We start from the raw sequence: 12384 nt of genomic DNA on the forward strand, positions 1-12384 counted from the left end.
ATTATGTATAAACTAATGACTATTGCGGCACTTTTATTTTCTACTGACTCTCATTCAATGATGAGAGCTCTAAATACTGCAGCAACGGGTATGGCCACACAAGAGACTCACGTTTCAACAATTTCAAATAACGTAGCTAACTTAAATACAACTGCTTATAAGAAGCAAAGAGCAGAAATGGAAGACTTACTTTACGAAACAGTGACAGAAGCAGGTGCTCGCTCAGCAGAAAATAGTCAGTACAACGTAGGGCTTCAAATTGGTTCTGGTTCAAGAGTTAGTGCTGTTCGAAAAGAGTTCGAGCAAGGGGCACCACAGTTAACAAATAATCCGTTTGACCTGATGATTAACGGAGATGGTTTTTTTGGAGTAATCTCCCCAAATGGAGAGATTATGTATACGAGAGATGGTTCTCTTAATGTTGATAGCACAGGAAACCTTGTGACAAAACAAGGCTATAGAATCTTTCCTGGTGTGACTTTTGCTCCAGGAACAAAGAGTGTAAATATCACTGAAGATGGAACAATCGAAGTTTATCTTGAGGGTCAAATACAACCTAATGTCCTAGGACAGATTCCAGTATTCACATTCATTAACCAGGTTGGTCTTAAATCTTATGGTGGGAACCTTTTAAGACAAACAAATTCATCTGGGCAGCCAATCCAAATGGTTGCTGGGCAATCAAATGCGGGAAGAATTCAACAAGGAGCACTAGAATCGTCGAACGTAAGTATTATGAACGAAATGACGAATCTAATTCGTGCACAAAGAGCATATGAAATGAATAGTAAAGTTATGGGCGTTGCAGACCAAATGCTACAAACTGTTAACAATATCAGATAAGGAATTAGCTGAGTGAGAAAATTATTTGCTACTTTTGCAATTTTACTTTCAACAACTAGTATTGCCTGCACCATTAATGGTGCTGATACTATTTTTACATATGGTGAAACAAAGAATGCAACAATCACAACTACAGGGTGTGATCAATCTCAAGTTGAGGCAATCAACGAGCTTATAAAAGAGTCCAGTGGTACGCTCGAAGCTGGCTTCATCACACGCTACCCTGACTTAAAGAATGTTAAGCTTTCTCCATCAAGTATCAGAGTAAGAAATTTAGAAGAACTTGTTACTTCAAGATTGAATATTGAATCGAATAAGAAAATAGAGATCATTGACCAGTCAATTCAATCAGACTTTTTGAATCTCACAGGAGAACAATATCTTCAAGTTTACTGTGATGAATGTACAACAAATGGTCTTAAAACACTTCGTCTAGTAAAAACAAATGGGACAAACCACGAAACTCACTGGGTAAAGGCAAGACTTCTTTCTGCTGTTAAAACTGTTGTTGCTGCACAAGATCTCCACCTTCAATTCACAGCTACTCCACTAGATCAGTTTTCATATGAAGTTCACTATGTTCTTAAACCTGAAGAATACATCACAGATAAGCGTGACCTGACTTTCTACCGTTTAAACAAATCTGTATCTCGTGGAGCACTTATCAAGAGATCTGACTTAACTCCAGTACAGATCGTAAAGTATGGAACACCTGTTAAAGTAATGCTAAATCAAAGCAACATCAAATTAACTTCGACGGCCACACCAATTGGAAGCGGTCATTTTGGCGACACGATCAAACTTCGCAATTTAAAAACAAATAAAATATTTACTGCCACGGTTAGTGGAATAAATGAAGTAAGGATCGATTTATGAAAAATATTTCACTCATATTAACTTTTTTTCTACTGAGTTCTTGTGCGAACTATATCAATAAAATCCACAATGATTTAGACCGAGCTCAAGGTCGTGAACAAGTGGCGAGAAAAAAACATGACTCTACTTTCAATCAATTTAGAAAGTCTTCTCACCCTAGTATCACAACTTCAAATAGCCCAAACATGATTCCTTCAGTTAAGCGAAATTATGTTCCACAAAATCAAGTTCAACGTCGTTACACAGCGAATGATTTAACAGATAACTCTTCAGATGGAAGTTTATGGGCAGGTTCTGGAAACGAGAATTATCTTTTCACCAAGAATAAGTGGAAGCGTAACGGAGACATTATTTTAATCAATGTACAGTCTCGCTTGAAGAATATGATTACAATGGAGCTCAAAAGAGCTTTCCCATCAATGCCTAGAAAACCTAAAAAAGCTGACTCAGCCGCGGGGGCAGGAGGAGCAACAAGTGTAGTTGCCTCGCCAGAATCTGATCCTGTCGAAGAATCAGATGTTCCTGATGACGACAAAGTACATGATAAGATTTCATCAGTTGTTATCGAGGAGATAAGTAAAGATCACTTACTTGTAAGAGGTCAGAAGTATCTTCTTTTCAGGAATCAAAAACATTTAATTGAAGTTCAAGCACTAATTGGACGCAAAGATATTATGGATGATGACAGTGTAGACTCGAAGAACTTTTTAGAATCTTCTATTGTGGTATTGAGGTAATTGATGAAGTTATTTTTAGCGCTTTCTCTTTTAGTATTTAGTTTTGCTTCTTCAGCAAAGATGACGAGATTAAAAGAAGTTGTTGATGTTAAAGGTGTACGAGATAACCCTCTCGTTGGTTATGGTTTAGTTATTGGTCTTAATGGAACTGGTGATGGTGGTGGTGAAATTACAAACACGTCACTTAAGCGTATGTTTCAAAAACTTGGTCTAAATCCTCAGTCTGAAGTCACTTCTAAAAACGTAGCCGCTGTTATTGTTACCGCAAAGCTTCCTCCATTTGGAAGGTTAGGTCAAAAGTTAGACATCACAGTTTCATCAATTGGCGACGCTTCCTCGCTTGCTGGAGGTACTTTACTTGTCACTCCTTTGAAAGGTGGCGATGGTAATGTTTACGGTGTTGCAAGTGGTCCGCTATCTATTGGTGGATTAAAGCGTGGCTCTAAATTTGCTACTACTGGTTCTATTCCTGGTGGAGCAACTATTGAACGTGAACTTGAAGTAAACTTCGATAAAAAAGATTCTTTAAGATTAAGTCTTAAAAATCCAGATTTTACAACTGCTGCTCGAGTTGAACGTACAATCAATCAAGAGCTTGGTGGAAAGTATGCAATAGCGAAAGATGCAACAACTGTTGATCTGATTATCCCAGTTCAATATAAGAGAAAAGTTGTTCAGTTAATGGCAATTGTAGAGAACTTCCAAGTTACAACTGATCGAATTGCTAAAATTGTTATCAATGAAAAAACTGGAACTATAGTAGCAGGTGGTGATGTTGAACTTAAACCTGTAGCGATTAGCCATGGTGATCTCTCCATCGAGATTAAAGGTGATGCGGGTGAAGCAAAACCTGGAAATGTCTACTTTGTTGATAAAAAGAGTACACTAAATGACCTCGTAAAAAGTCTTAACGCTTTTGGGGCAACACCTGAAGATCTAATTTCGATCTTCCAGACACTTAAGAGAAATGGTGCCCTAATTGGTGAAATAGAACTAATTTAGGCTATGTAAAAATTATATGAATTTGGAGATTTGATTTTTTCTCTAAAGATGCTAGAATTATAGTTATAAAGGGCTCTTCAAGGATTGAAGACCCAATTACTCAGGATGAGTTGTGACAGATATTAAAATACACAGACCACAAATTCAATCAGCCAAGGCTAAGGTAAATAACCTTCCAGGCAATCCTGTTGACTCAAGAAAATATATACCTAAAGAAGTTATGGATTTTGCATCGTCGATGGAATCTCAATTCTCCGAACTAATGCTTAAAGAAATGCAGAAGACTTCTCAGGGCTCTTCAACGAATTCAGCTGAGGAATTCTATAATGGAATGCTCTTACAAGAACGTGCAAAGTCGATGACTGCACAGAGTAACAGAGGTCTTAAGGATCTGATTTTAGACGAAGTTTACCCGCAGTATAAGCGTACAGCAGCTAACTTTGAAATATATGAAAACCAAAAACAGCAATTCAACAAACAAAAAATTCAGATGCATGAAGGTCCGACTCAACCAAGTGTAACTAAACACGAGTCTGCCAACACTGGAGTAATTTATGAATAATATCGACAGCAGTAGATCAAATTTCTTCCCACACACAAAGGCCAATGATTCTAAGACATCTCAGAAAATTGGTGGGGCTGCTCTAAAACAGAATAGTTATGAGAAGCAACAGTTCATCGATAACTATACTAAACGAGATGCGAAAGTTGATATACCTGACGCAATTAAGGATTTCTCAAGGATAAAAAAAGCGGCTGATAGTGCTCCTTCTATTGATAACACGGAAAAAATTGCCGCACTTAAGGCGCAAATCAAAGAGGGTAGCTACAAGGTTGATTATGATGCATTAGCAGACAAAATCTTAGGAGAAGAGTTCGGTGTTGAATCAAGATAAGATAAAAATCTATTATTTTCAGATTACTGATATTTGGAAACTCCATTGCGAGCTCCACTCTGAGTTATTTGACTTAACATGTGATGAATACATGCACCTTCTAAGCAGTAATCTTGATGAGCTTGAGAGAACTGTTTCAGATAAAAATCATAAGATTGAGCAGATCAGGCTTAACGATCTTGAGCGTGAAGAGCTTTTGAAAAAGCTTTCAAATGATTATCCAAATCAAAAAATTGAATCAATCAGTAACATTATCGAGTTTTTTAAAGATTTTGCTCCAGAGAAAGAGAGTAAACACCTTTTTCGTTTTAATGAGCTACTAATCGATATTGTTACAAAAATTCAAGATCAGAATAAAAAGAATCAGTTATTTATTAATAAAGCATTATCTTCTCTTAGACAGATCAGAGAAGAAGCGACAGGAAAGAAGTCGATAACAACTTATAACAGCAAAGGCATGAGCAGTAATCGCTTAATGACCAATAACCCGTAGGAACGAACTTTGTCTAATATTCTTAATATTGGTAGAACAGGTTTACAAGCTTCTAAGAAATCACTAGAAGTTACGGGGCATAATATTTCAAATGCCAACACAGACGGCTACTCAAGACAAAAAGTTAATCAAACGACAAACGTTCCGATTACAAAAGATGGTTTAATTGCTGGAACTGGGACGAGAATTAAATCTGTAACACGTGTGCATGATCAATTCGTAGAGAAAAGACTGCGTGATGCAACTGCGGAACACAAATATTTCGAAAATCGTTCAGACTCTCTTAGACAAGTTGAAGAAATTTTCAATGAAATCGATAATGATGGTCTGAATAAAGTTTTAAATAAATTTTTTAACTCTTTCAGAGATTTAGCTAACCAACCAGAGAACGAGACTGTTCGCTCGGTGGTTCGTGATAACGCGTCTCTTGTAATGAAAGACTTTAAGCGTATCAGTGATACTCTTGAATCTCTTTCAAGAAATATTGATGGAAAGATCGAAAGAGATATTGAGGACATTAATCAAGGTATAGAAACTGTAGCAAAGCTCAATGGTAAAATTCGTCAACTTGAAGCAATTCATGAAGAGACTGGTGATCTTCGCGATCAACGAGATATGGCGATTAAGGGGTTGAGTGAGAAAGTTAAAATACATACTTACCAAGATGAGAGAGGAAACTATGTAGTTTCATCTCCTGGTTTAGGAACATTAGTAACAGCTGCACAATTTCAACCTCTAAGAGCACACTCTTTTAGCAAGGGAGACAGCAGTAATGGTATCGATGGTTCAATGGAAGTTTTCTATGCGGATCGTCCTGGCCAAAAAGTTACACAGAAAATTCAGCAGGGTTCTCTTTCTGGTGTAATTAAAGTACGTAATAACGAGATCAAAGATCTTCGCGACAGAATTGATGGAATTGCCTACAACTTTGTAAACTTCGTAAATGCTATCCACCGTCGTGGGTATGTTAACCGCGAAATTAAATCAGATGAAATGGGTAACCCAATGCAAATGGATGGTAAAGGACCAACAACAGGACTTGATTTTTTCAAGACTCCACTAAGCGTAAAAGGGGCTGCAGGGCAAATGGATTTGTCCGATGCTGTTAAATCTGACCTAACAAATATTGCAACTGCCCTTTCACCAAACAGCCCAGCTGACAACAGAGTTGCTATTGCCATTTCAAAACTTCAACACGAAAGAGTTATGGATGAAGGGAACGCAACAATGGAAGAATATTTTCTCCAAACTGTTGGCCGCATAGGATTAGAGTCAGGAAAGGCACAGCTTGATGCTGAACAATCCGAAGGTTTACTTGCGCAAGCAAACTCTATTAGAGAAAGAATTAGTGGTGTTTCTATTGATGAAGAAACAGCCAATTTAGTTAAGTTTCAACACGCATACGAGGCTTCTGCCAAAGTTATGCAAACAGCAAATGAAATGTTCGATACAGTGATATCGATTAAGAGATAGGAATAAATGACAAGAGTATCTGAAGGTAGCACTAGCGCTTCCATAAAATATTCAATAAATAAGGCTAAGCAGAAGATGGAAGATCTTCAGCTTAAAGGTTCTACTTTAAGGAGTATGACGAAGCCTTCTGATAATCCTGTTTCAAATGTCGAAGCAATGCAACTTGATAGCATGTCAGATGATAATAAGCAGTTTCTAAGAAATGCTGATTTCGCACTGATGCAGCTTAATGTTACAGAAAAGGCCGTCGAAAACTTATCTGAACTAATGAATAAGGCGAAAGAGATCGCAATCGCACAATCTTCTGATATCTATAATCCTGATGTAAGAAAAAACGTCGCCAACGAAGTAAAACAACTTAAAAACATGGCGCTTTCTATTGCAAACAAACGTATTGGACAAAGATATATTTTTGGCGGTTTTAAATCCCTAGAGACGCCTTTTGATAAAGACGGGAATTACAAGGGCGATAAAGGGCATATTACCCTAGAAGTTTCTAAGGACTTCTTTGTTCAGACCAATCTTCACGGTGCGGAGGTATTTTTCGCTGACGATGGTTTTGACAGTGCTTCTGAACACCCACTAAATGATTTCCCAAAAATGGATTCCTCTCCAGAGAATCCTGACAATAAAATTAAATATGATGACGAGCATGATTTAAAATCTGCACCAAGTAGAGATCTTGCATCTGTTTCAGAAAATAAGAAATTTGAAAAGAGAGAGAACTTATTTTCTCTACTTGAGAATTTAGGTAATGCATTAGAAAATAATGATCCAACGACAATTCAGAACTTACTTGAAAAGTTTGATTCTGCTGTGTCGCGTCTGATTACAATGAGAACTCGAATTGGCTCTATTGCTAATTCTGTTATGAATTCTCAAAATACAATAGAATCGGACAATATTGACAACGCATCAAGACGAAGCAAACTCGTTGATGCAGACATCGCGGAATTATTCGCGGACATACAAAAACAACAAGATGTTTTAAAAACAACATATAAGTCTTCTCAAGGGTTAATGAATCAGAAGTTATTAGATTTTCTGAGATAGTTAAGACGGGATGCGAAAAAAGTTAATTTATTTGCTAAAAAATAACTTTTTGCTTGCCTTTCTATTTTGAGAGTAATATATGAACCATGCTGGCCGAATCCAGGAAGGTTCAGAAAGAGGTTATTTAATATGCTAGTGTTAACAAGGAAGCTTGGCGAGAGTATCGCAATCGATGACAATATTAAAATTGTTGTCGTACAAATAAAAGGTAAACAGGTAAGACTCGGTATCAAGGCTCCTAAAGAGACTAAAATCCACCGTGAAGAAGTTTACCAAGCAATCCACGATCAAAATATAGAAGCATCAAAAGCTGATCCAAATAGTCTCTCAGACTTAGCGGACGCCCTGCGCAACAAGAAATAAATTCCTCTTGCTCTTTTGCCCCTACGACTGCTAGAATCTATCAACGGGCGGAGGCTCGACGGAATTTGGAGGCACACGTGAAAATTAACACAACAAGATTCGGTGAACTAGAAGTTGATAAAAAAGATATAATTACTTTTGAAGAAGGTATTTTAGGTTTTGAAAACTTAAGAGATTTCTTTGTTGTTGATCCAGGCGATCAAACACTTATCCTTTGGCTACAATCTTGTGAAAGTGGAGAAACCGCATTTCCAATTATCGAACCAAAAATCTTCAAAGCAGATTATACAATTAGTTTACTACCATCAGAGCTAAATAGTTTATCATTAGAGAATCTTTCTAATGCAAGCGTATACGCTATACTAACTATTCCTCAAGATGTAACAACAATGTCTGCAAACCTTAAAGCGCCAGTTATCATTAACAATGCAACTAAGAAAGCAAGACAAATTGTTTTACAAGATAGCAAACTTGAAGTTAAGCATCCAATGTATGCTGACCTTAAAAAGTCTATTGTATCTTATCACTCTGACGATTCTGTTAGAACAAGAGTTTCACAGACTCAACCAACAGTTATTGCTCAAGCTGAGACAACAGACACAGCAACTCCAAATACTCATAAAGAAAATTTACAAGAACTATAAAAAAGAAAACCACCGAGAGGTGGTTTTCTTTTTATCTAAATTTTAAGATTCAATTTCAAATTTAATTAAATACGCGTTTCTGTAGCTGTACGAGAAAGGTTCATATACATATGTGCTTCAGAGTTCATTGGGTCTAATGAACTAACCTTCTCCCACTCCTTCTGCGCGCTTAAAACATCACCCTTGCCATAGTAGAGAACGCCAAGAGCAATACGCCCTGGTAAGAAGTTAGGCTGCTCATTCTTAAGTCTAATGAGTTCGTCGAATGCTTTGTTCACAAAGCCCTTCTTAGCATAAACTTTTGCTACCTTAATTCTTGCTTCAAGGTTTAATGGGTCTAACTTAATGGCCTTATTATATTCATACATCGCTTCGTCATAACGATTGTATGTTAAATATAATTCAGCCATTTCATAATGCTTCAGCGAAAATTTCTTATTAATATGATTATCATTCAATGAATCATCTTCGTTATTAAGCTTCACTCTATCGCTTGCCGTTGTGAAGATCTTTCTTGCCTCTTCATACTGACCGATATCATTCAATAGTACCGACAAGCTGATTGCTGCGTCCGTGTGAGATGGCTCAACTTCAAGTACTCGCTTGAAAGCTTTAATGGCCTTCGAGATCTCACCTTTAATGTGAAAAATATTGGCCATTAAAAATAATGACTGAGAATGATTAGGTTCTTCTTCGATAATATTTGAAAGAATATTTAGCGCAGGAGAAAATTCTTTAGCTTCAAAATGAGCTTTTGCTTTTACTAATGCTTCATCAATCTGGCGATTTTTTAACATATATATCCTTACAAAATTATTTTAAGCAGCTTAAATATACAGAGTTGGCTTCTTTACTTTGTTTCTCTAGTAAGTCGCTTTTGTATCTACTGTAAACGTCTCTACAAATAACAGAATCGTCTAGCTTTTCGCCAATCAATAGCATCCTAAGGACAGCATGTGACCTTAGTTCTTTATTGCTAATTTCTTTTAATATATTTCCATATCTAAATTTTGCTGACTCATAGTCCTCAGTTTTATAGTAGAAATCTGCAATATATTTCTCTTTATCAACCAGCATCTTCTCGCAAAGGTTTATCTTCTCATTTGCATCTTTTAATAGTTCTGAATTAGGGAATAAACTTCTAAGCTCATTATAGTAATTGATAGCTTTTACTGCTGGTTGCAGATCACGGTCAAATGTCGGAGGCACTTGCTGATAGTATGACTCTGCAATCTTATACATTACATAGTCCATCTTATTACTTTTTGGATGAAAATCCTTGAATAAGATATAAGCGGCAGCAGCCTCTTCATAGTTCTCTTGAATAAACAGAATATCTGCTTGAAGTAACTCAGCTGACGTTGCGTAATATGAGTATGGATACTGAGAACGTAGTGTGTTTAACTTTTCCGTAGCTAGGATATATCTCTTATCCGCCATCAATTCTTGAGCTTCCTTAAAAAGAACTTCAGCTTCAGTTGTCCCTGAAGGCCTCTCAATGGCACATGAAAAAAGAGTTAATAGTAATAATAGGGATATGTATTTTTGCACTGTAACTTCCTGAAATATATTATAAAAAGAATAACATTTTCTGAGCAATTACGTCAAAATTCAAGTTCTATTAATCTCAGCTATTTGAGGAATATAAGTCACCTAGGACATCTGTAAAAATCAACTTACACGCCGCAGCTAAAGGAATTGAGATAATCATTCCGCCGATTCCCATAAATTGAGAACCAAGAATAACACTTCCAACTACAACCACTGGATGAAGATCTACAATTTTTGATACAAGGATTGGGAATACAATCGCCATATCTATGGCATTGGCAATGAGATATAGCATTGTGAGCGCACCAAATGTAGTACCATATCCGTACTCTACTACTCCAAAAATTAAAGCAGGAACAGTTCCCAGTACTGGACCAAGGTAAGGAATAACATTAGTTGCAAATGCAATGATTCCAAAAATTAATGCAAAACGGACGTCTAAAATAAAGAGTCCAGTTGTAATGATAATCCCCAAAATACTTGCTTCGATAAATTTTGCGAAAATATAATCACCTAACTGCTTATTAAATTGGTGACTAAGAATATAGAATTTTTCAAAAACACTATTAGGAGCAAAACCAAGAAACTTTTTTCTAAATGAGCCAAAATCTTTCAACAGAAAGAATACAAATAATGGAATAACAAATATCCACTCTAGCGCTCGTGAGAGAAGATTTGGTACCGCGATTAATAGTGAACTTACACCATTTTTAATGTAAGCAAAACCATCCGTTACATAGCTATCCTGAAGCTCAAACCCTGTTTTTTCTTGTACTTTGGTTTTAACTTTAAAATATTCTTTTTTTACATAGGATTCAATTTTCGGAGTGTAGTATTGAATATTATTTGCTTCACTCGAAATAATAGGAACAATTTTTACAATCGGGTATGTAGAAAAGAACAAGAGCCCTACAAGTATCAATAGAGCACTTAGTGTTCTCGAAATACCAATCTTAATTAACTTCTGCATAAAAGGATTTAATACCAGATATATAATATAGGAAATAATCAACGGTACTGTTATACGCGGGAGAAACACAAGTATTGATATCGTTACCAGTGTCATCAAAATAAAGAGTATTAATTTGACAGTATCTTTCGGATTATTGGTTTTTATCAGCATTTTCTTCTTCCAGTACTTTTACTCTATCTTTTAATTTTCTTACTTCTTGTGTTACAGAATAAAGCCTGTTTGAAATAATTAGTGAAATTGATTGCAGTAGCTTTGATGCAATTACTGGTCTCTCATTGATTATAATATCAAGGTCAGGCTTAAAGATTCCAAGCAGCTCACATGGCTCCTTCGCAACTGCAGTAGCATTTCTAAGATGTCTTTCTTGCAAAAGTGCAAGCTCGCCAAAGTAGTCATTTTTTTCTAAGCTTACAACGACTTTACTATGGAGCTCTGTTGTCTCACCTGTTACGGAGTGATCATTTTCGATCACAATATCGACATTACCTCTGACAATAAAATAAAATCCCACCCCAAGGTCATTTTCTCTAAAAATAATATCACCTTTCTCAAAAGTACGACTATGAAGAGCTTTCGAGAGCTCCCAAAGTTCGTAATCAGAAAAGTTTTTAAATACTTCAAGGTTTCTTAGAAATTTTGGAATTTTATTTTTAGCAGTTTTCAACAAAGGGTTTATTTGCCAAAAAAATTTAAGAAGACTGATATCAACTCTATCTATTTTTCTATCTTCAATATTTTTTTCGTATGACATATATATCCTTAATTAAAGTACGCCTAACTCAGTTCTCTTTACCCAACCAGCATATTCTATGGGCGAAGAAATTAACATCCAATCTTCGTATGATTTTTCTATTATTAGCTTTTGCCCTTCAGTCATTTCTTTCAATACTGGATAAATATCAGAAGGACCTTCGTATACGTCAGTCTTCTTAATATTAATTGCGACCTTATATTTCGAGTCAATATATGTCACTTTTCCAATCACAGGAAGAAATGATATTAGAACAGCAATTGCAAAGTATAAGTTCTTCTCTATCACTCTCGACTTTCTTAACAATGTTGCAACCAAGCAAAAAACTAGTGAAATGAAGAGAAATAACCCAACTGATGAAGTAACAGCAAAATCAAGGACGTTACCACTTGTCTTGCTACTTCCAGCACTAACAACCTTAACAACACTGTCTAGATTTTTATCAAGGCCTGGGTAATTGAAGCCTATCTTCTTCGCTTTCTCAAGATTATATCGCGCGGCACCAAACTCATTACTGCGTGCTAATACTGTTCCCAAATTATAATGAAATTGACCTAAATCTACGTCATTTTTGATCGTGATTAGACCATCTTTTACTTTGTCATATTTGCCATTTAAATAGGCTTGTTCTAATTCTTTTAATGTTTTATTTGTGTTACTATCTGCCATGAAAGTATTATCCTTTTACAATAATAAGTTTGCAAGTTGGTGATAATTCTACCCTATAGA

At 36.1% G+C, this 12384-nt stretch carries 16 protein-coding genes; 11 read left to right on the forward strand and 5 right to left on the reverse strand.

Annotated features, from left to right (window positions below; all coding sequences use genetic code 11):
* Window positions 1–3 precede the first annotated feature (3 nt).
* From flgG to fliW, 11 genes are all read left to right on the forward strand, one after another.
* Entirely contained in the window at window positions 4–843 is an 840-nt protein-coding gene (gene flgG, locus M900_RS14775; protein ID WP_021275683.1) for a flagellar basal-body rod protein FlgG, read from the forward strand.
* A 12-nt stretch (window positions 844–855) separates the two neighbouring features.
* On the forward strand, window positions 856–1719 hold the full coding sequence (gene flgA / locus M900_RS14780) for a flagellar basal body P-ring formation chaperone FlgA (RefSeq protein WP_021275879.1): 864 nt from the start codon (window positions 856–858) through the stop codon (window positions 1717–1719).
* Window positions 1716–2456 carry a flagellar basal body L-ring protein FlgH gene (locus tag M900_RS14785; RefSeq protein ID WP_021276016.1) on the forward strand — a complete coding sequence of 247 codons (741 nt, stop codon included), beginning with the start codon at window positions 1716–1718 and terminating at the stop codon, window positions 2454–2456. Before flgA ends, M900_RS14785 begins: the two co-directional genes overlap by 4 nt.
* Before the next feature lie 3 nt (window positions 2457–2459).
* On the forward strand, window positions 2460–3458 hold the full coding sequence (gene flgI, locus M900_RS14790) for a flagellar basal body P-ring protein FlgI (protein ID WP_021275712.1): 999 nt from the start codon (window positions 2460–2462) through the stop codon (window positions 3456–3458).
* A gap of 112 nt (window positions 3459–3570) precedes the next feature.
* The gene (locus M900_RS14795; protein WP_021275843.1) at window positions 3571–4020 is read left to right on the forward strand and encodes a rod-binding protein; all 450 of its coding nucleotides are present in this window, start codon (window positions 3571–3573) and stop codon (window positions 4018–4020) included.
* Entirely contained in the window at window positions 4013–4354 is a 342-nt protein-coding gene (gene flgM / locus M900_RS14800; protein WP_021275940.1) for a flagellar biosynthesis anti-sigma factor FlgM, read from the forward strand. Before M900_RS14795 ends, flgM begins: the two co-directional genes overlap by 8 nt.
* Window positions 4338–4847: a flagellar export chaperone FlgN gene (gene flgN, locus M900_RS14805; protein WP_021276046.1), complete on the forward strand. Its 510-nt coding sequence runs from the start codon at window positions 4338–4340 to the stop codon at window positions 4845–4847. The genes flgM and flgN overlap by 17 nt, the downstream gene beginning before the upstream one ends.
* A gap of 9 nt (window positions 4848–4856) precedes the next feature.
* The gene (gene flgK, locus M900_RS14810) at window positions 4857–6320 is read left to right on the forward strand and encodes a flagellar hook-associated protein FlgK (protein ID WP_021275903.1); all 1464 of its coding nucleotides are present in this window, start codon (window positions 4857–4859) and stop codon (window positions 6318–6320) included.
* Between the two features lie 6 nt (window positions 6321–6326).
* Window positions 6327–7373 carry a flagellar hook-associated protein FlgL gene (flgL, locus tag M900_RS14815; protein WP_021276012.1) on the forward strand — a complete coding sequence of 349 codons (1047 nt, stop codon included), beginning with the start codon at window positions 6327–6329 and terminating at the stop codon, window positions 7371–7373.
* 129 nt (window positions 7374–7502) lie between these two features.
* Window positions 7503–7736, forward strand: a complete 234-nt coding sequence (gene csrA / locus M900_RS14820; protein ID WP_021275945.1) for a carbon storage regulator CsrA — start codon at window positions 7503–7505, stop codon at window positions 7734–7736.
* Window positions 7737–7813: 77 nt separating this feature from the next.
* Entirely contained in the window at window positions 7814–8380 is a 567-nt protein-coding gene (gene fliW, locus M900_RS14825; RefSeq protein ID WP_021275950.1) for a flagellar assembly protein FliW, read from the forward strand.
* A 65-nt stretch (window positions 8381–8445) separates the two neighbouring features.
* Here fliW and M900_RS14830 read toward each other — a convergent pair whose 3' ends face one another.
* The 5 genes from M900_RS14830 to M900_RS14850 all read right to left on the reverse strand — a co-directional run bounded on the left by M900_RS14830 (window position 8446) and on the right by M900_RS14850 (window position 12324).
* On the reverse strand, window positions 8446–9177 hold the full coding sequence (locus M900_RS14830) for a lipopolysaccharide assembly protein LapB (protein WP_021276009.1): 732 nt from the start codon (window positions 9175–9177) through the stop codon (window positions 8446–8448).
* A 16-nt stretch (window positions 9178–9193) separates the two neighbouring features.
* Window positions 9194–9931 (reverse strand): outer membrane protein assembly factor BamD, encoded by a 738-nt coding sequence (locus M900_RS14835; RefSeq protein ID WP_021276028.1) that lies wholly within the window; start codon window positions 9929–9931, stop codon window positions 9194–9196.
* Between the two features lie 76 nt (window positions 9932–10007).
* The gene (locus M900_RS14840; RefSeq protein ID WP_084703632.1) at window positions 10008–11054 is read right to left on the reverse strand and encodes an AI-2E family transporter; all 1047 of its coding nucleotides are present in this window, start codon (window positions 11052–11054) and stop codon (window positions 10008–10010) included.
* Entirely contained in the window at window positions 11035–11655 is a 621-nt protein-coding gene (locus M900_RS14845) for a cyclic nucleotide-binding domain-containing protein (RefSeq protein ID WP_021275808.1), read from the reverse strand. The genes M900_RS14840 and M900_RS14845 overlap by 20 nt, the downstream gene beginning before the upstream one ends.
* Window positions 11656–11667: 12 nt before the next feature.
* Entirely contained in the window at window positions 11668–12324 is a 657-nt protein-coding gene (locus tag M900_RS14850; protein WP_021275705.1) for an SH3 domain protein, read from the reverse strand.
* Window positions 12325–12384 lie beyond the last annotated feature (60 nt).

The sequence above is a fragment of the Bacteriovorax sp. Seq25_V genome, from assembly GCF_000447795.1.
GTDB lineage: Bacteria > Bdellovibrionota > Bacteriovoracia > Bacteriovoracales > Bacteriovoracaceae > Halobacteriovorax_A.